Genomic DNA, 18,975 nt, shown 5'->3' with positions numbered 1-18,975 from the left:
CGGCGTCTTCGCACCCTGCCAGTCCAAGGAAACCCAATGAGCCTCAGAGAACCCGCGGTGACGACGCCGTCGTCGCCGACCGCCCCCGATCGACGAATCGACTTCGGCCGCATGTCGAGACGGGCCTGGATCGTCACCGGCATGCTCGTGCTGTTCCAGATCATCGCCTTCGCCGACAAGGCGGTGCTCGGCCTGGTCTCGGCCGACGCGATGCCCGAACTCGGCTTGACCGCAACCGAATTCGGATTCATCGGCAGTGCCTTCTTCTTCCTGTACGCGATCGTCTCGGTCGTCACCGGGTTCCTGGCGTCGAAGATCTCGGTGAAGTGGATCCTGTTCGCGATGGGCGTCACCTGGGCGGTGCTGCAATTCCCGATGCTGCTCGGCGGCGGCGCCGCCATCCTGCTGGTGACGCGGATCATCCTCGGCGGCGCCGAGGGTCCCGCGACGGCCATGTCGCTCACCTCCGCGCACACCTGGTTCTCGCCCACACGTCGTGCGCTGCCGTCGAACCTGATCGCCGCCGGCTCCACGCTGGGTCCTGTCTTCGCGGCGCCGCTGCTGGCCTGGGTCATCGCCGTATGGGGTTGGCGCTGGGCGTTCGGTGTTCTGGGCATCATCGGCCTGGTGTGGGTGATCGCCTGGTGGGCGATCGGCGCGGACGGTCCCTACCGTCCCAAGAAGGCCTCGTCGCCGGACGAGCCGGCACTCGACACCGACGAGACGGTTGCCGATGCGAAGGAGGTCGCGACCTCCGCGGTCGACGAGCAGAAGCCGGTCAAGATCTGGCGTGCGCTGCTGAGCCTGGCGTTCATCTCCGCCGTGATCGGCGGGGCGTCGAACTTCTGGGTGCAGGGCTTCCTGACGACCTGGCTGCCCCAGTACCTGGGCACCGTGGTCGGGCTGTCGCTCGGTGAGGTCGGTGCGGTGACCACCGTGCCGTGGGTGGTCGGCGCGCTCGTCCTGCTCGGACTGGGTGCGCTCGGGCACCGGATGCTGCACCGGGGGAGTTCGGCACATCGGGCGATCGCCGTCCCGTTCGGCTGCGCCGCGGTCCTGGCCGGGTTGTGCTTCATCGCCATCCAGGCGTCGTCCGGGATCACTGCGGTTGCACTGCTGTGCCTCGCCGGTGGATGCAGCCTGGCGTTCCCGATGACCGCCACCGCGATCGGTTACGCGGTCGGCGCTCGGCAGCGACCGATCCTCATGGCCACCCTCGGAGGCGTGGCGTCGTTCGGCGCGGTCATCTCGCCGATCCTGGTCGGCTGGCTCATGACCGACGCGGGGTATGTGTCGCCGCCGAAGGGTGAGAAGCCCAGCGCGGAGATGGCCGACAACATGGCGGCCGGCGTGCACCAGGCGTTCACGATCACCGGCATCGTCCTGCTGATCGGCGGCGCACTGTGCATCGCCTTCCTCCGGCCGGAGCGACTCGGTGCCATTCTGCAGAAGCGTTACGTCAAGGAGCCGGTCGAGGCCCGGACCGCCTGAGTGCCCGACCACCGCGACGATTCGATCCCAGGAGAAGACATGTCCGACAACGTGATCAGTGCCATCGACCCAGGCATCTTCCGAAATGTGATGGGGCACTATCCCACCGGCGTGGTCGTGGTGACGGGACGAGGTGACGACGGCTCCGTGCTGGCCATGGTCGTCGGGACTTTCAGTTCGGTGTCGATGGACCCGCCGTTGGTGTCCTTCATGCCGATGAAGACCTCGCGCACCTTCGAGAAGATGCGGGCCTGCGAGTCGTTGTGCATCAACATCCTCGGCGGTGAACAGGAGGACGTCGTCCTCACCATCGCGCAGCGTTGGAAGGACAAGCTCGCGGGCATCGACTGGTTCCCTTCGCCGTCGGGCGATCCGGTTCTCGCGGATTCGGTGGCCTGGATCGACACCCGCATCAGCAACGTCGTCGAAGCGGGCGATCACTGGATAACGCTCTGTGAGGTGCGGGATCTGGCCGTGACCAACCCGGTGTCGCCGCTGATCTTCTTCCAGGGTGGCTACGGCAGCTTCGTGTCGACGTCGCTGATGGCCCGAATGGACCACGAGATCCTGCCGACGATCCACGCCGCGCACGCGGCGCGCCCGCAGGTGGAGGCATTGGCGACGTCCGTCGGCTGCGAGGTGTCGGTCCTCACCGCGGTCAGCCGCGACGAGATGGCCGTCGTGTTGTCGGCCACCGCGCCGGGCGTCGACCGTGAGGAAGGCCTCGCGTACCGCATCCCGATGGTGCCGCCCATCGGGGACACGTACGTGTTCGACCAGGACGACGAGACCCGGGAGCGGTGGCTGGCGAAGCTCCGGCATGCCGACGATGATGTGCGACAGGTACATCGCGACCGTCTCGACTTCGTGCGGCGGCACGGTTACCTGGTGTCCTTTCTGCCCGATGCCTCGTCGACTGCGTACGAGGAGATGCGAGAGGCGACGAAATCCTATGAGCGAGGGCGGTTGACGCCTTCGCAGGAACGCGAGATCTGCGAGTCCATCGGGAAGTCGGCCGTCGACTATCGCCTCCGCGAGGTGCGACCCGATCAGACCTACGACGTCGGTTCCGTCGTCCTGCCGATCCGGGACGCACGCGGCGGATACTCGATGACGCTCCGGTTGTCGCAGTTGCCGCTGGGCGTGAACGGCTCTGAGGTCGAGGCCTGGATCTCGGAGGCGCGTGCGGTGGTCGAGGTGCTTGGCCGATGAGCGACGACGATGCCAGGATCTCGGCGCTCGTCGCGCGGGTCGAGACCCTGGAGGCCGAAGCCGAGATCCGGCGAATCCAGGCTCGATACATGTTCCTCTGCGACACCCCGTGTCCCGAACCCGGTCTCGCGGATGACGCCGAGCGCATCGAGCGCATCCTTGACCTCTACACCGACGACGCGGTGTGGGAGGGCGTCGGCGAGTACTACGACGGACAGTTCGGGCGTGCCGAGGGCAAGCAGGCGATCCGCGAACACTTCCAGCGCTTCTGGAGTGAGAAGCGGGACCCGGCACTGGTGCTCAACGCGCACTACCTGACGTCGGAGCAGATCCATGTCGACGGCGATGACGCCGAGGGACAGTGGATTCACATGCAGCCGTGGCTCTTCGGCGACGGCTCGGCCCTGCTGCGGTCGAGCCGGCTGAACAACGCCTTCCGGAGGGATGAGGGCCGGTGGCGGATCACCCGCACCCGCACCGAGAACGTCTTCATCGCCCCGCTTCCCGACGGATTCGCCGAGAGCTACCCCTCGGCGTCGGTGTTGATGGGCTGAGGCGTTCGACGCCGGTGACGGGTCACGCGCCTGTGGTCAGTCGGATCATGTAGACCGTTGCCGCCACGCCGAGGAGCAGGAAGGCGCCCGGGAACGCGATGTTGTAGAAGATGCGGGCCCGCACATGGGCGATGACCGCGCCGACGAAGAACAGAGTGAGCCCGGTTCCGGCGGCGACGCCGATCCAGGGTTCGATCGTCAACCCGAGGACGAGCCCTGCTGCTCCGGCGGCCTTGAGTGTCGCGAGGTGGGGCAGGAACCGAGGTGGGACGTGGACCTCGGCCGAATTGTCCAGCACGAACTCGGCCCGGGCGAAGTCGGCGATGGCGATACCGGCATTGGCCACGATGCATATGATCGTGGCGACGAACAGGGGAATGGTCATCGCCGGGGGCCCTTCGCTGGTCGGGTTCCGCCGCGCGGTGGCCGGGTCGGTACGGTCGACATGTGTCCTCCTCTGAGGTGGGTTGTCGGATGGACGATGTGAGTGTGGTGCTCTCATCCGTACCGACGTCCTGCCCCACGAGAAGGTGACACCCGGTGGTACCGACCTCAGAGTTCGAAGATCTACGACCGCAGCTGACAACCATGGCGTTCCGGATGCTCGGCTCGATCCACGACGCCGAGGACGCCGTGCAGAGCACGTGGCTCAACTCGCTGCGTGTCGACGGCACCGAGATCCGCAACCCTGCCGCATGGTTGACGACAACACTCACCCGGGTGTGTCTCGATCAGTTGCGCGCCCGCGGCAGACGACAGGAAGATCCGCTGTTCGCCGACGCTCTCCCCGCGGAGGCTGTCGCGGCCGACGAGCTCTACCTGCAACGCGAGAACGTGTCGCGCGCGCTGATGGTGGTCCTCGATCGGTTGACGCCTTCGCAACGCGTGGCCTATGTGCTGCATGACCTCTTTGCGGTGCCGTTCGGCGAGGTCGCAACGATCCTCGACACCAGTGTGGACGGTGCGAAGAAGCATGCGAGCCGGGCACGCGGCCGGATCGCGTCTTCGCGGTTGAACTCCGAGCTGGACCCTGAACTGCCGTCGGGTGATGCGTCCCTGGTCGTCGACGCCTTTCTGGCCGCGGCGCGCGGCGGCAGTCTTGATGCGATGGTCGCGCTGTTGGCCGAGGATTGCATCCGTGTCGCCGACCGGTCACTGGTACCGCCGGACACACCGACCGTGGTCCGGGGCGCCCGGGCGGTCGCGGAGGAGACCCGATTCTTCGCCGACCGTATCCGGGCAAGCACGCCGATGTGGCTGGGAGGTCGGATGGTTCATGTGATCGCACCGGGCGGTCACCCGCTCGCCGTCATCGATGTTGTTGTGGTCGACGGCCGCGTCGCGAGAGTCGACATCCGTCGCATGACATTTGCCACCGTGTCAGAGTGGTCCTGACCGGCGATATGGGGAGCTGCTCCGTCCGGAGCGGAATCTCTAGAACGGTGGCGGGTTGGCGTCGTTCCAGCGCTTCTCGGCGCGTTGGTGGCGCCGGAAGTCGTTGTCGCGCTGCGTGTCGAGTCTGTCGCGGGCGGGATGATCGGGTGACCGTCTGGGGAAGAGCTTGTTGAACAGGTCGCGTCCGCTGAAGGCGTTGCCGACGAACATGTGCCCGGTGGGTGTGGTGAACCAGGCGGTGCGGGACTCGTCTTGGTGGTCCTGCCAGCTGGTGAAGGTCTTGATGCGGTGATGGAACCGGCACAGCGGTTTGAGGTTGCTAGCTAGTCGCTAAACTAACCTCTGTGAGGAGTTCGAAAACTCGGGTCCAGTCAGCGGCAGTGTACGCCCGAGTCTCGGCCGATCAGGAGGGGAAAGGCCTTGGCGTACAACGACAATTGGAAGACTGTCGGAAGTTGGCGGCAGGACGTGGCTGGACTATTGGTCGTGAATACGTCGACAACGACGTGTCCGCGTACTCGGGGAAAATGCGGCCGGCCTACCGGCAGATGGTTGACGATCTGGCGAATGGGTCGCGCGATGCGGTGATCGTTTACAACTTGGATCGGCTCCATCGCCGGCCGGTCGAGCTCGAAGAGTTCGTCACATTGTGTGAACAGGTCGGGGTGCGCGAGGTTGCGACGGTGACCGCCGACATCGATCTTGGCAATGACGATGGCTTGTTCATGGCGCGGATCTTCGCTGCGTTTGCGGCGAAGGAATCGGGTCGCCGGTCTGCCCGGATCAAGCGCAAGGCACTGGCGAATGCGGAGGCGGGACTACCGCACGGAACGGCGCAGCGCGCATTCGGGTACGAGCAGGGAAATCTGGTGCTGCGTGAGTCCGAAGCGGCGGTGGTACGGGATCTGGTGGCCCGGACGATCGCCGGGGAGTCGATGCGGTCGCTGGCGCAGTGGCTCAATGATCAGCAGATCCCGACCGTCAGTGGCAAGCCGTGGGTTACCTCGACACTGCGGACGTTGGTGCGTTCGGGTCGAATCGCAGGTTTGCGTGAGTTGCATGGTGAGGTGATCGCGCCGGGGGTGTGGGAGCCGATCATCACTCCTGCCGAGCGGGATCAGGTGTTGGCGGTGTTCGCGGCGAAAGCGCGGGCGAACAAGCGGGTGCCGCGCCGTTATGTGTTCTCGGGGATGCTGCGGTGCGGCCGCTGCGGGCACATGCTGTACTCGGTAGCGCGCATTGAGACGAAAGCCGAGAAGCGAGTACGCCGGTATGTGTGCAATTCCGGTCCGGATTTCGGTGGCTGCGGTCGGCTGACGGTCGTTGCGGTTCCGGTCGAGGAGTTGTTGGTGGACGCGGTGCTGACCCGGCTCGATTCGCCGGGGCTGCGGAAAGCGTTGGCCGGCAAGGCTGCCCAGAGCCCGGACACCGCACAGTTGACTGCGCAGGCCACGGCCGACACGGCCAAGCTTGATGAGTTGGCCGGGCTGTATGCGGATGGGGCGATCACCGCACGTGAGTGGATGGCAGCTCGCAACCCGATCGAGGAGCGAATTCGTCGCGTGCAGAAGGACATTGCGGCTATATCGTCCGACGGTGCGTTGTATGAGCTTGCCGGGACTGGACAGTCACTCCGGGAGGGTTGGGAGATCCTGTCGATAGACCGGCAACACGCCATCATCAAAACGGTCCTCGATCACGCGGTCATCGCGCCGGGCACCAAAGGCGCCCGAACACTGGACATCAACCGTGTCCAGCCGCAGTGGCGGGTATGACCGATCAATTGGGCCATTCGGCGGTGGCCGGTCAGATGCGCTGCGTGTCGCGGACGGCGGCGGTGATTTCCTCGCGGATCAGCAGGCGCAGCCGCTGATCATCGGCATGTTGGCGTTGTTCGTCTCCGCACGGTTTGAATCCTGCCGCATAGCTCAATGCGAGGACCATCACGGCGAGAAGCAGTGACGTGGATTCGCTGCTAGCGTCGTGGCTGGAAAAGTCGGTCGCCACCGCGGTGAACCATGCTGCTCCGGCGAGAATCCATCCGACATAGGTCGCGATCGTCGGCCGCCACCGGGGCCGCAGCCAAGTAGCGGTGCCCATCACCGCAATGAACGCGGCGACCAGGGCCAGCGCTCCACTGCGGTCGACCTGCCTGAGCGGGCCTTCGACTGACCAGATGAGCGCGTCCAACGGGATGACCGCAATGAGAGTGATGCAGAAGATCGCCATGAATCGGCCATAGACAGTCATCGGTGCTCCTCACAATTTTCCGGGGTGTCCGCTTTCTGGGGTGTCCGCCGATCGTCGCAGGTGCCACCGACAACTCTGCTCTGCGGCGACGTGCAGGCGCCGCCAGTCGCTTCCGCGTCGTCCGGGATGAATACGTTGATGCGGAGCCGCAGTCAGGTCGCACACGAACGATCGGCGTGGTCGTTGCCGTGGAGGTGATCTGCGGCCGCCTGCTCGTTGCTGGTGTCTGTCAGCGCGGCCGGTTCACGCCGTTTGTGAGTATCCGCCGAGGGTATCGGCGCAGTCCGCGCAGAGTGTTCTGATCCCTTGTCCCGTGCTGCGCTGCCGGATCCCGCCGTGCCCGCAGCGTTCGCATGTGTTGCAGCTGGCGGTTTCGGCGGCTGCGACGAGGTCGTCCATCCGCTGCTCATTCGTGGCGGGCAGGCCCGGCGAGGTGGCGAAGTAATATCGCAGTGCGCCGAACTTTTCCTTCACCTGGTGCACTTCGTAGCCGGGGTCGATGGCGGCGAGTTGGCGGTCCAGCTGGCAGATCAGCCGATACCAGCCCGCGTCGCAGGAGATCCACCGGCCCCAACCGTCGGGGATGCGGCACAGTATCGCCGTCAACGCCTCCCGGTAGGGCCCGGCATCGTCCGGAATGTGTAGCTTGTCGCCGGTGTGTTCCGGATCGATCTTTGTCAGCGACTGCCAGAGGGCGGCAGCCGCGGCCTGGCGCTCGTTCGTATCGCCGCCCGTATAGGCAGAGCGCATATCCGCGCCGGCGGCGAATGCGGCGCGGTACCGTGCGGCCTCAGTGGCCGACAGCTCTTCTGGCACATAGCCAGTGTGGCACCAGCTGCTGATCGCCGCCATCCAGTTTTCGTCGGTCAAACAGGCCGCCCGGGCGATCGCCTGATTCGGCCAGCTCGCCAGTGCGATGGAGTATCCGACAACCTGGTATACGCTGTGCAGTCCCTGCCCGATCCTCGTGCCGATCGACGAATGTTGGGTGAAATCGCCACGGACAAAACCGTTTTGGTGTTCGCGTGGCAGATATTGATGCGCGTACCGGTGATTGGTTGTCGGCGGCGCATGGTGCTGCCGCGACGCCGCGAGCATCGTCTTGCCCTCTGCGGTCGTTGGTTACCTCAGGTTTTGAGAAGTACGGCGATCTGGTTGACGATGGCGGGGTCGGTGATGGTGACAGGAACGCCTTGCTGCTTGCAAGAATCGGTCAACCATTTCCGAAACACGCTCTCGTCCAGTCGGTGTGACTGAGTGTGGACAGGTCGGTCCAGCGCTGCGATCATGGCGGACCACCCGCTGGCCATGCGTGTTCGCGCCTTGCCCAGAGTTGCTCCATGTGGCGATGGGCGGCGGCGAGGGTGAGTTGATAGTCGCCGTGGGTGAAATGTCCTGCGCCGGCGAATTCCCAAGGTTCGCAATCACTCTCACCCTGGTTGTCACCGTGACCGTCGGCGTTGTCAGCGGTGCCGTGTTGCTGGCGCCAGACGGCGCGGATCTGGCGCAGGTGCCCGAGGGTGGTCGAGTAGTGGCGGGATTTGGTGGTGACGTGTCCGCGATAGCCCAGTGTGTGGAGCCAACGGACCATCGCCGCGTACTCATCGGGTTGTTGGTCAGCGAGGTCGCGCAGGGTGTGCCATATCTGCAGGACATGACGGCTGACCTGGACAGCGATGGTCGGGTCATCGATCGCGGCGGGGCTGATCGGCCGCGGACTGATCCCGGCATCAGTGACGGATTTGGTGACGTATTTGGCGAGGTAGCCGGCGATCTTGCGTCGCTGCCGCTCCGGGATCGAGGCGTCGAGGGGGCGGGCATCGATTTGGGGCCCGAACCGTAGCTCCCGCACACCATCCGGCATCGATGTGTCAGGGACTGGGAGGACGATGCTGCGGACGGCTTCGGCGGCGAGTGCGGCGAGGTCGCTGCTGCTGACCGGAAAATCGATTGCGCCGCATTGCTTTCCGGTGGTGTCGGGGTGGTCGAGGCGAACGACCGCGTGGTAGTGCGGGATGAGCCGGGTCTGGTTTTCGTGCACTTTCAGGAATGACAGCCGCACAGCATCTTTCGCCAACCCCAACGCCTTCAGCTGGGCGGCAAGCAGTCGTCGCAGTCGCATGGTGAACCGCTGCCACAAGCTGGGCGCCCACCAGGTGAACAGCACATGCCCGCGATAGTCGTAGGTGTCGGGCCGGCGGGGCTGACCGGCATGGGTGCGGTGCGCGGTCGGATACACCGCCCCGAACGACGGCGCAGTCAAGGTCAGGAACACCTGCGGATGCTGCGTGACGGTGTCGGGGATGTTGTGGTGCCCACCGAGAATGCCGGCGTGCACCAGCTGCCAGGTATCCCCGGCATACAACCGCGAGCAGGAGATACAGACCGCGGCACGGCGATTCCCGCACCGCATGCTGAGCCTGTCGGCGGCGACGACACCGTGGCGCCGCTGCAGGTGGATCGGGTGCAGGCAGTAACCGGTCGCCCGTACCCTCGCTGCCCACCGCGGGTAGTGCTGGCCGCCGGCGCGGCGCAGCATCTCCCGGACGGTGGCGGCATCCAAGTCTGCTGCGGGTGTGGGCAGCAGCGTGGGTGGCGGGTTGGACGACACGATATCGGCCTTTCCCTACTTCTGGCCGTGGTCGGGGTGGCCGTAGCGGCGGACGAGGGCCGCGACGTCGTTGTCGGTGTAGTGGAAGGCGCGCACGAGGATGGGTGCGGCCGCGCCGTCGACGGCGAGGTACCCGACCCCGGGCAGATCATCCGGGATCTGATTGGCGGCACCCCCACGGTCGATGGCGCCGGGACCGAGGATCATGGTGGTTTGGGTGGGTTCGGCCATCCGCAACGCCAGCCGTGCCGGGAACAGCTGCCGCATCGGCACAATCTCCTTAGACGGATCTTGCACGGCGGCAACCACACTGACCCCGACCGCGCGCCCTTGTGTGAGCAGCAGCCCGAGGTGCTTGTCGATGGCGGTTTTGGTGGTGCGGTCGGTGAACGCGGTCAGCGCCGCCAACTCATCGATGATGAGGATGATCAGCGGGTCTGCCGGTGTTGGGGTGTGCAGCCGAGTGACCCCACGCAGCCGCTCCGCCCGCTCGGTCATCAGCGCGGCGGCGTCCGCGAGCATGTCGGCGATCGTGTCGGGGGTGTAGGCGAACCGCGCGAACAGCGGTGCCCCGGCACCGAATTCCATGCCGCCCTTCGGGTCGGCGACCCAGAGCTGCACGTCGCCGGTAGCGGTCAGGGGTGCGATGGCACCGATCAACGACCACAACACGGAGCCTTTGCCGGAGCCGGTGACCCCGCCGATCAGCAGATGGGTGCCCAGGATCGGCAACCGCCACGGAGACCCGTCGTCGCGCTGCCCGAGTTGCAGTGTCCACCGCCGCGACCCACCACGACTGACCGACCCCGAGCCAGTCGGGGTCGGCGTGATGGGTTCTGCGAGCGGCTGAGCGCGGCGCACGGCCAGCTCGATGACCGCGGGCCCCGGACGGGTCACTGTGACGCTGTCGGCAGCGAAGGCGTCAGCGAGTGCGTCTGCGGCTTTGTTGAAGTCGGTAACGGTTTGGCCGCGTAGCGGGTGCACTGTGAGTACATCATCGGTCGCGGCGAACTGCACCCGCAGCAGTTTCGGCACGAGAACCTGATCACTGCGGGTGCGCGATAGCCCGCAGTCGGTGCAGACCGCGGTCCACGACCGGTAGCGCCGCCACACCAGATGATGGAACCGGATGCGGTCAATGGTGTAGCGCCGCAACGATATCGGCGAGTACACCGACCACGCGATGACGGCGGCACCCGTGGCGATGGCCGCGATGATGGTCCACACGGCTCCGGTCCGCCAATAGATGACGCCGAGGCCGATCGCCGGAACGGATACGACGGGTAGCCGCCACGCCCACACCAGGATGAAGCGGGCCAGACGCCATAGCCCGGTGGCGATCGATCCGGCGATCTCGTCGGCGGTGGTATCGGGTTTGCCGCCTTTGTTCGGCGTCGGCGAGGGCGTGTCGTTCATGAGTGGAATCCTTTGGAGTGCAAGAGAGTGTCAACTTGGGGATGGCTGAGTTTGATGGCCGGTCGGTAACGACTCGGCGGGCCGGCGGGCCAGGGCGATCACTCGCGGGATCGTCCTGGCCGAGCGGGTTACTTCTGCCGCCCCGCGGTAGCGGTGTCGGCAGGGACGATCGAGTCGGCGCGGAACGCGACACCCGAGCGGTCGCCCTGACTCCATGGAATCGCTACCAGCCCGGTGACGGTCACCTGCTGCGTGACAGTCAGTTTCGGGTCACCGGCCACGGTCACGGTGATGATCTCGCCGCCGGACTCGTCCAGGGCGAGCAGCTGCACGCCGTACTGGGCCAGACCCGTGACCGGGTCGAGTTTGGCGCCGCCGGTGTCGAAATTCGTCTTCGGCTCCGGCTCTTTGGTGACGAGGTGCCGCGTGGTTGCGGTATCGATCTTCAAACGCATGATGTTCCTGCCTTCTGTGCTGGTGGCCGCGTGTTCGGCCACCTGTTCAGCACAGCCGTCGCCGGCGCCGCAGAAAATTGACAGGGGTTAGCAGGGGTCAACATTCGGACACGCGATGACACCATCGACCGCTGGTGATCGGGCACAATCGGAAAGCGATGACAGCGCCGCTTCCGAATCTGCAGCCGATGACGCCGGGTCAGGCGATTCGCGCTGCACGCGCCCGGCGTAAGTGGTCGCAGAAGACGCTGGCACGGCATATCGCCAGGGTCAGCGAAGACCGGGGACTGATCGCCGACGTCGAATCGTACAAATCGCAGATTTCGCGGTGGGAGAATGATGTTGTCAATCCGTCGCCGGCGACACGAGAGATGCTGGCGGAAGTGTTCGAAACTAGCGTCGAGGAATTGTTCGGCCTCCCCACCGATTCACAGCTGCCGCGGCCACTAATCCTGGAAGCGCGTGTCACCCCAGAAACACTGGCGTTGTTGGAGGATCGGCGGTCGGTGACGGTGCGTACCGAACACACCTTCGGCCCGTACTGGGCCATTCGCCAGCTCAGCGACGATGTGGCGATGGCGCTCGACTTCCTGAAAATCGCCCCAGAGCAGCACCGTTCAACGTTGATCCATTTGGTTGCCCGGCTGATGGAGCTGCAGGGTTGGACCCTGCAGGAATCCGGGCACACCACCGAGGCGGTCATGAGGACCGATCAGGCCAAGATGTACGCCGAAATGTCCGGCGACCCTGCGCTGCACGCGATGGTCACGATGCGTCTGTCGAACACATTGACCGTAAGCAATCCGCAGCTGGCGGGCATGTACGCACAGAAGGCCCATGACCTCGCGGCACGCGAGGCCGAATCCCGTCTACATGCCATCCTCGCCCGCCAGTCAGCGCTCGCTGCCGCACACATGGGTGATCAGCATGCCGTCGCCGACCACCAAGCCCGCGCGGATGATTATGTCGACGCGACACCACACAAGCTGGTCGGCTACGTCGACCGGTCCTATATCGACAGCGAGATGGCATACGCCCATCTGCTCCTCGGGGACGCGGCCACCGCGATGACACTGCTGGCCGACCATGTCGCGCAATGGCGCAATCCCGGTCAAGCACGCGACCACGCCGTCGCCCGGGCACGCTATCTACATGCGCTCTGCCTCGCCGGGGACTACACCGGTGCCCACACTGAATACGAGACAACGCTGGCCGCCTACAGTGGTGCGCCATCAGCACGGGCCCGCAACTCCCTGCGCGGCGTCCTCGCGACTGCGGCGATCGCCCGGCCTGGTTCATGCCAAACCTCGATCGCCACAGCCATCCGGCGACATATCACCACCGTTTTGAGCGAAGGAGCCGCCACATGACCGTTTTGCCAACCACCACCAGCACCGACGACGCTGCCCGCGCTGCGATCGCAGTGCTCCCGGTCGGCGCGCTCGAACAACACGGCCCACATCTGCCACTGGTCACCGACACTCTCATCGCCACCGCCATCGCGGAAGCGGTCTGCCTGCGCCACAACCTCTTTCAGTTACCGCCGATCACCTTCTCCTGCTCACACGAGCACATCGCGTTTCCCGGTACCGTCAGTCTTAGCGCAGCGACCCTTACAGCGGTGATCGCCGACATCACCGCATCACTTAACGCCCAGGGAATCAGCCGCCTGCTGATCGTCAATGCACACGGCGGCAACTACGTGCTGTCCAACATCGTTCAGCAAGCCACCACCAGCGCGCCCACGACCGCGCTTTACCCCAGCCGCGACGACTGGGATCAAGCACGCACAGCAGCAGAGATGATCACGAACAGCCACGACGACATGCACGCCGGCGAACTCGAAACATCCATCCTGCTCGCCACCACACCCCAGTACCTGCGCGACGGCTGGCAGAACGATGATCACGAGGTGTCCGACCGGCGCCACCTCGCAACCCTCGGCATGCACGCCTACTCCAACTCCGGCGTCATCGGGCGCCCCTCGGCAGCAACCGCGGACAAAGGAACCGCCGCGCTCGACTACCTAGCGTCCAACTCCGACCACATCATCAGCATCCTTAACCAGAGTTCCTAACAGCGGCTCCGCCTCCGCTCGTTCTGCTCCCGTCCGCTGCGCTCCCGTCCGCGCCACTCGCTCCCGCTACGCCCGCCGTGCGGCCGCCCCGACCCCTATCCACGTGGAGACCACCAAGTCAGCGGCGTGTTCAAACTTTCTCTACTGCTATCAAGGCGCGCTTCGCGCGCGGTGCCGGCGCCGGGGCTCCGACTTCGTCTCGCCCCGGGCCGACACCAGCCACATAGGTCCGGATCCATCGGCGTCGAAACCAGGTTGCCCTGCCCCGACCAAGTGATCCGTTACTCGCAGCGGAGACCGACCCGATTCGACACCATGTATTCGCCGCCAGCCAGCGTCAACGACGCTTCGCGTCCCAGCGGGATGACCACCGGCCACCATTGACCCCGGCTGCCGGCGAGTCAAGCAGCCAGATATCGGATCGACGGACATCGGTGATCGAGGAGCCAAAATGGGAGCCAACCGAGTCGGACTGCATTTAGACATTTTCGGAACAAGGCGGACGAAACTACCGCAAGCGATTCGGCACAAATGTGGACCGGATGGGGCCTGCGGACGAGTACGGATCAGAAGGTTAGGAGTTCGAATCCTCTCGGGCGCACCACGTTGACAATGCCCCGTGAACAGCGGAAATGTAGTTCAAGGGCGTCGTTCCATTTCCAGCGAGAGTCGTGCGAGGTTCGCGGTCGACCGAGGAGCCGGGGAATGTGGCCAGATCGTCCGGCTACTAGGAAGCGTCCGTGCTGAGCGCGCGGGATTCCCTGTCATCTGCGTATGCGTGCACGACCAGCTGCGGCTTGCGCATTTCTGCCGTATCAAGCTGAGCCCACATGGCGTCGATCATTGGTTGCAGGAATAGGTGCCCCAGTTGCCTGACCATCATGCGGACGACCTGGTCGGGGATCGTTCGGTTAGTCGAGGCGCTGCCAGATGCTCGCATTTGGACGACCTGCTCGCGCGCAAGCTCGGTGAGACGCTCGAGAAGATGATTGTCATCGCCGGGATCGAGGAGCGCGCGACGCATATAGTCGACCAGCGCTGGGTGCTCGTCGTACATCTGGCGTACTGCGTTGTTTCGGCCGGTTGCCACTTGCTCGGGATTGCCGTCGCCGCGTATGGAGTCGATGGCGGCGGCATGACGGTCGACGATGTACTGCTCGACGGCTGATCGCAGCCCGTCTTTGGTTTTGAAATGGTGTTGAACCAGCCCGACGGCAACGCCCGCGTGCGCAGCAACGGCCCGCATTGATATGGCGGTAACCCCCTCGGCAGCAAAGAGTTCCAGCGCGGCGTTGCGGATCCGCGCCTTTGTGGTCAGGTCACGTTCGAGTGGTTCACCACTGCCCATGTCGTCTCCCCATATCAACCACTATACAAGTGAACTCATTTTCGAGTTCTTGCAGACTATACAGTACGAATGTATAGTTCGATCATCACATTCATAGTAGGAGGCGCGGTGCACGACATCGTTCATGGCCTGCCGTCCACGCATGGCGACCACTACCAGCTCAACACCGACACACTGATCCGGCATGCCGCACGCACCTACCCGGAGCAGGAGATCGTCTACCGCACCACCGATGGCGGCTGGGGCCGCTACACCTACGCGGACTGCTATCGGCGGGTGCGCCGGCTGGGCAACGCCTTGCGTGGCCTCGGCGTCGGCCCGGCGGACGTCGTCGGGGTGATCGACTGGAACAGTAAACGGCATTTCGAACTGTATTGGGCGATACCAGCATTGGGATCGGTGATGCTGCAGATGAATCTACGGCTGGCAACCGACGATCTCGCGTTCGTCACCGACCACAGTCACGCCAAGGTGATCTTCGTGGACGAGACACTGCTCCCGGTCGCCGAAGCGCTCGCCGCGGCCGGCGTCGGCGTGCAGACCTGGGTCGTGATGACCGACAAGCCGCTGTCGGAGGTGGCCACCACGCTGCCGAATGCGGTGTCGTTCGAGGAGCTGATGGACGATGCGTCCGAGGACATCGACTTCCCGATGATCGACGAAACCTCCGCCTACAGCGCCTGTTACACGACCGGCACCACCGGCAAGCCCAAGGGTATCTACTACTCTCACCGCGGGATCTACCTGCATTCGGTCTCGGAGGCGCAGGGATTGTCTCTGACGGTCGACGACACGATCATGCTGATCACCCCGATGTTCCATGGCAACTGCTGGGGTCTGCCGCAGGCCGGCGTGTTCGCGGCCACGCGGTTCGTGCTCCCCGGTCGCTACGCCGCGGAGGAGACATCCACCTTGGTGGACGCGATGATCGCCGAGGACGTCACCGTTGCCAACGGTGCGCCCGCCATCTTCGAGCCGATGCTCCGATATATCGAAACCCTGACCACGAAACCCGATTTCGGCAGGACCCGGCTGTTGTCTGGCGCCACTGAGCCGCCACTGACGATGATGCGCGGATTCCACGACCTGACCGGGGCGGACATCGTCCAGGGATACGGTGCCACTGAGACGACACCATTGGTCACCACCAATCGGGGTATCAAGCCATCGCTGAGGGGGCTATCTGACGAGCAACAGTGGAATCACAAGCGTTACCAGGGACTTCCGATGACCGGTGTTGATATCCGGATCGTCGACGCTGGCGGTGTCGACCTGCCGCACGACGGGGCATCCGCCGGCGAGATCCTGGTGCGCGGGCCGTGGATCGTCGAGAGCTATTACGACCTCGACGACAACGACTCGCGGTTCTTCGAAGGCTATTGGCGTAGCGGCGATGTCGGCACCATCGACGAGTACGGCTATCTCAAGGTTACTGACCGCATCAAGGATGTCATTAAGAGCGGCGGCGAATGGATCAGCTCGATCGACATGGAGAACGCGATCGTCGCACACCCGAATGTCGTTGAGGCGGCAGTGATCGGCGTGCCACATCCCAAATGGCAGGAACGGCCCGTGGTGTTGGTCGCCACCAAGGACGGCGCCGACCTGCCGCTGGCCGAGATCCACGCGCTACTCGACAGCCAGTTCGCCAAATGGCAGCTGCCCGACGTCATTATCCGTCTGGAATCGTTGCCACGCACCAGCGTCGGCAAGCTCGACAAGAAGGTTATGCGCGTGAATCATGCGGACGTCTACGCTGCGCGGTCGTGATGGCGCTGTGACAGCATCCGTCGACTGCCCGGTCCTGGCTGTCACTATCGGACACACCACTGTCCGCAACGCACACGTGGAGCCGGGAGCGTACTTGCATCTCACTGAAAGTAGAACGCAATGAGCACACTCTTTCCCGACTACCGCTCCCCGTGGGAGACCGACGAGCACGCCGCGCTGCGCAATCTGGCGCGTGACTTCTTCGCCAAAGAGCTGACGCCGCACGAGGAACGGTTCGCGCAGCAGCATCAGGTCGATCGAGACGTGTGGACCAAGGCCGGCGCCACCGGCCTGCTGCTGACCGATGTGCCCGAGGAATACGGTGGCGGCGGAGGCGATTTCGGCCACGAGGCGGTGGTGCTGCAGGAGCTGGCCTTCGCCCACGACAGCGCGCTGGCGATCGCTGTGCACTCCACGATCGTCGCGCATTATCTGCTCTCCTACGCGACCGAGGAGCAGAAGCAGCGGTGGCTGCCGACCTGCGCCACGGGCGAGAGCGTGCTGGCGATCGCGATGACCGAACCCGGCACCGGATCGGACCTGCAGTCGGTGCGCACCACCGCACGCCTCGACGGCGACCACTACGTCGTCAACGGCTCGAAGACGTTCATCTCCAACGGAACCCACTGCGATCTGCTCGTCATCGTCTGCAAGACCGATCCGTCCCAGGGCGCCAAGGGCATCTCGCTGCTGGTGGCCGAGGTCGACGGGCTCGAAGGATTCGAGCGGGGCCGGGTGCTGCAGAAGATGGGCCAGCACGGTCAGGACACCCGGGAGCTGTCGTTCACCGACATGCGGGTGCCGGCCGCGAACCTGCTGGGCGGCGTCGAGGGGCAGGGCTTCATCCAGCTGATGAGCCAGCTGCACCGGGAGCGTCTGGCCATCGGGCTGGGCGCGGTGGCCGCCGCCGAGGCCGCGGTGATCGAGGCGGTCGCCTACGCGAAGCAGCGCGAGGCGTTCGGTAAACCGCTGCTGTCCTTTCAGAACACGAAATACGTTCTGGCCGAATGCAAGGCGGAGGTGCTGGCCGGCAAGACGCTGATCGATCACTGCATCGGGCGGGCGATCGACGGGACGCTCGACCCGGCGACCGCGTCGATCGCGAAGCTGTGGGGCACCGAGAAGCAGATCGAGGTCACCGATCGCTGCCTGCAGATCTTCGGCGGCTACGGCTACATCATGGAATACCCGATCGCCCGGATGTACGCCGATGCGCGGGTCCAGAAGATCTACGGCGGCACCAGCGAGATCATGAAGGAACTCATCAGTAGATCCCTCTAAGGCAGGAGAATCCGATGCAATCGAGTGCCACTAGGCCCGTCCACGGAGTACCGGCAGCGGGCCAGGTATCGGACCGTGTCTCGGTTCTGGACCGTGCATCACAGCTCGAGCAGGCGATGGCCGGCATCAATGTTGCCCTCGCGGTACGCGTCCCACCGGCCGACCCAACTCGCGGTATCGACCTTGGCATGCAAAAGCGGACTTATCGCGAGCTGGCGGTGGTCAATATGCAGTGTGGCCCTCTGTCGGCTGCACGCACAAGCCGGCAGGCCGCCGAGTCGGATGGTGCTCTCATGACTGCACTCCTGGTCCGTTCTGGCACCGAATTGATCGGACAGGACGATTCGACGACTCTGCTGCGGAAAGGTGACCTGCTCTTGTGGAACTGCGAGCGACCCGCCCGATTTACGGTGGGCAATCTCGTCGAAAAGCGATTAATGGTGGTCCCTACTGGCTTACTGACCGCAGTGGGCTCCAGCCGATTGGTCGAGTCTGGTCTGATCGTTAGGCGACGATCACCGGCGACCGAGTTGCTGGACCATTTCCTGGAATCGCTGCTCGTAGCCGGCGAGGATCTGGGTTCTACGGCGGTATGCACCGTCCGCAATGCCGCGCTAGAGCTTCTCGTCGGTTCGCTGCACCCGAGCGACGGCGGGGGAGGTCCGGCACCGTCGATGGCTTTGCGACCAGCGATTGAAGACTGGATCGACCATCATCTTCCGGACACAGTGATCACTCCTGCGTCAGTGGCAGCGGCACACGCGGTCTCAGTCCGCACCGTCCATCGGATGTTTGCCGAAACCGGGGATACTCTCGGCTCAGTTGTGCGATTGCGGCGATTGATGCGTGCCCGGCGCGAGCTTGAGTGCACTCACCATTCGATCACGGCGATCGCGTCGCGCTGGGGGTACTCGGACTCGAGCCACTTCACCCGAACTTTCAAGCACCAGTTCGGCATGTCGCCAACTGATCACCGCGCACTATGTCGACAAGACGACGAGGGCCGCGAAGGCGAGGTTGTGGGCAACGGCGTTGCAGTCCAATCGCATGGCACTAGGGTTCACGCACCTACGACTGTGAGGCAGAACACTCTGACTTGATTGGGGAAGGCCCCC

General features: G+C 64.7%; 19 protein-coding genes. 10 read left to right on the top strand and 9 right to left on the bottom strand.

Annotation, left to right across the window (positions count from 1 at the left end; translation table 11 throughout):
* The first annotated feature begins 36 nt into the window (after nt 1–36).
* Genes JW364_RS01535 through JW364_RS01525 form a run of 3 tightly spaced genes read left to right on the top strand, consistent with a single transcriptional unit; the run spans nt 37 to nt 3,257 of the window.
* The gene (locus tag JW364_RS01535; RefSeq protein ID WP_055475076.1) at nt 37–1,491 is read left to right on the top strand and encodes an MFS transporter; all 1,455 of its coding nucleotides are present in this window, start codon (nt 37–39) and stop codon (nt 1,489–1,491) included.
* 39 nt (nt 1,492–1,530) lie between these two features.
* On the top strand, nt 1,531–2,703 hold the full coding sequence (locus JW364_RS01530; protein WP_055475118.1) for a flavin reductase family protein: 1,173 nt from the start codon (nt 1,531–1,533) through the stop codon (nt 2,701–2,703).
* Complete coding sequence (locus tag JW364_RS01525; RefSeq protein ID WP_055475075.1) at nt 2,700–3,257, top strand: nuclear transport factor 2 family protein; 558 nt, start codon at nt 2,700–2,702, stop codon at nt 3,255–3,257. The genes JW364_RS01530 and JW364_RS01525 overlap by 4 nt, the downstream gene beginning before the upstream one ends.
* 22 nt (nt 3,258–3,279) lie before the next feature.
* Here the strand turns inward: JW364_RS01525 and JW364_RS01520 are convergent, their stop codons facing one another.
* On the bottom strand, nt 3,280–3,642 hold the full coding sequence (locus JW364_RS01520; RefSeq protein WP_055475074.1) for a DoxX family protein: 363 nt from the start codon (nt 3,640–3,642) through the stop codon (nt 3,280–3,282).
* Nucleotides 3,643–3,797: 155 nt separating this feature from the next.
* On the opposite strand from JW364_RS01520, the gene JW364_RS01515 reads away from it, so the two are divergent.
* Nucleotides 3,798–4,652: a sigma-70 family RNA polymerase sigma factor gene (locus JW364_RS01515; RefSeq protein ID WP_055475073.1), complete on the top strand. Its 855-nt coding sequence runs from the start codon at nt 3,798–3,800 to the stop codon at nt 4,650–4,652.
* Nucleotides 4,653–4,691: 39 nt separating this feature from the next.
* Here JW364_RS01515 and JW364_RS24075 read toward each other — a convergent pair whose 3' ends face one another.
* Nucleotides 4,692–4,862, bottom strand: a complete 171-nt coding sequence (locus JW364_RS24075; protein ID WP_223258865.1) for a hypothetical protein — start codon at nt 4,860–4,862, stop codon at nt 4,692–4,694.
* A 170-nt stretch (nt 4,863–5,032) separates the two neighbouring features.
* Between JW364_RS24075 and JW364_RS01505 the strand changes: the two genes are divergently transcribed.
* Nucleotides 5,033–6,427 (top strand): recombinase family protein, encoded by a 1,395-nt coding sequence (locus JW364_RS01505; protein ID WP_055475072.1) that lies wholly within the window; start codon nt 5,033–5,035, stop codon nt 6,425–6,427.
* Between the two features lie 31 nt (nt 6,428–6,458).
* Here JW364_RS01505 and JW364_RS01500 read toward each other — a convergent pair whose 3' ends face one another.
* The 6 genes from JW364_RS01500 to JW364_RS01475 all read right to left on the bottom strand — a co-directional run bounded on the left by JW364_RS01500 (nt 6,459) and on the right by JW364_RS01475 (nt 11,384).
* Complete coding sequence (locus JW364_RS01500; RefSeq protein ID WP_137809918.1) at nt 6,459–6,902, bottom strand: hypothetical protein; 444 nt, start codon at nt 6,900–6,902, stop codon at nt 6,459–6,461.
* Between the two features lie 243 nt (nt 6,903–7,145).
* Nucleotides 7,146–8,000 carry a hypothetical protein gene (locus tag JW364_RS01495; protein ID WP_055475070.1) on the bottom strand — a complete coding sequence of 285 codons (855 nt, stop codon included), beginning with the start codon at nt 7,998–8,000 and terminating at the stop codon, nt 7,146–7,148.
* Nucleotides 8,001–8,029: 29 nt separating this feature from the next.
* A complete protein-coding gene (locus tag JW364_RS01490) occupies nt 8,030–8,191 on the bottom strand; it encodes a hypothetical protein (RefSeq protein ID WP_156354182.1) in 162 nt (53 codons plus the stop codon).
* On the bottom strand, nt 8,188–9,513 hold the full coding sequence (locus tag JW364_RS01485) for a replication initiator (RefSeq protein WP_083229338.1): 1,326 nt from the start codon (nt 9,511–9,513) through the stop codon (nt 8,188–8,190). The genes JW364_RS01490 and JW364_RS01485 overlap by 4 nt, the downstream gene beginning before the upstream one ends.
* A gap of 15 nt (nt 9,514–9,528) precedes the next feature.
* On the bottom strand, nt 9,529–10,929 hold the full coding sequence (locus JW364_RS01480; RefSeq protein WP_055475067.1) for an FtsK/SpoIIIE domain-containing protein: 1,401 nt from the start codon (nt 10,927–10,929) through the stop codon (nt 9,529–9,531).
* A gap of 128 nt (nt 10,930–11,057) precedes the next feature.
* Entirely contained in the window at nt 11,058–11,384 is a 327-nt protein-coding gene (locus JW364_RS01475) for a hypothetical protein (protein ID WP_055475117.1), read from the bottom strand.
* A gap of 158 nt (nt 11,385–11,542) precedes the next feature.
* Here JW364_RS01475 and JW364_RS01470 point away from each other — a divergent pair, with 158 nt between their 5' ends.
* Nucleotides 11,543–12,754: a helix-turn-helix domain-containing protein gene (locus JW364_RS01470; RefSeq protein ID WP_055475066.1), complete on the top strand. Its 1,212-nt coding sequence runs from the start codon at nt 11,543–11,545 to the stop codon at nt 12,752–12,754.
* Complete coding sequence (locus JW364_RS01465) at nt 12,751–13,461, top strand: creatininase family protein (RefSeq protein WP_055475065.1); 711 nt, start codon at nt 12,751–12,753, stop codon at nt 13,459–13,461. The genes JW364_RS01470 and JW364_RS01465 overlap by 4 nt, the downstream gene beginning before the upstream one ends.
* A gap of 727 nt (nt 13,462–14,188) precedes the next feature.
* On the opposite strand, the gene JW364_RS01460 is transcribed toward JW364_RS01465, so the two are convergent.
* Nucleotides 14,189–14,809 (bottom strand): TetR/AcrR family transcriptional regulator, encoded by a 621-nt coding sequence (locus JW364_RS01460; protein ID WP_055475064.1) that lies wholly within the window; start codon nt 14,807–14,809, stop codon nt 14,189–14,191.
* Between the two features lie 108 nt (nt 14,810–14,917).
* On the opposite strand from JW364_RS01460, the gene JW364_RS01455 reads away from it, so the two are divergent.
* From JW364_RS01455 to JW364_RS01445, 3 genes are all read left to right on the top strand, one after another.
* Entirely contained in the window at nt 14,918–16,579 is a 1,662-nt protein-coding gene (locus tag JW364_RS01455; RefSeq protein WP_223258868.1) for a long-chain-fatty-acid--CoA ligase, read from the top strand.
* Nucleotides 16,580–16,699: 120 nt separating this feature from the next.
* On the top strand, nt 16,700–17,860 hold the full coding sequence (locus JW364_RS01450; RefSeq protein WP_055475062.1) for an acyl-CoA dehydrogenase family protein: 1,161 nt from the start codon (nt 16,700–16,702) through the stop codon (nt 17,858–17,860).
* A gap of 116 nt (nt 17,861–17,976) precedes the next feature.
* The gene (locus tag JW364_RS01445) at nt 17,977–18,960 is read left to right on the top strand and encodes a helix-turn-helix domain-containing protein (RefSeq protein ID WP_165630250.1); all 984 of its coding nucleotides are present in this window, start codon (nt 17,977–17,979) and stop codon (nt 18,958–18,960) included.
* Nucleotides 18,961–18,975: the final 15 nt, after the last annotated feature.

Origin of the sequence: Gordonia sp. BP-119, assembly GCF_016924115.1 — a bacterium.
Lineage (GTDB): Bacteria > Actinomycetota > Actinomycetes > Mycobacteriales > Mycobacteriaceae > Gordonia > Gordonia hongkongensis.
Note: the sequence above shows the minus strand (reverse complement) of the source record. Positions and strands in the feature narration are given on the sequence as shown.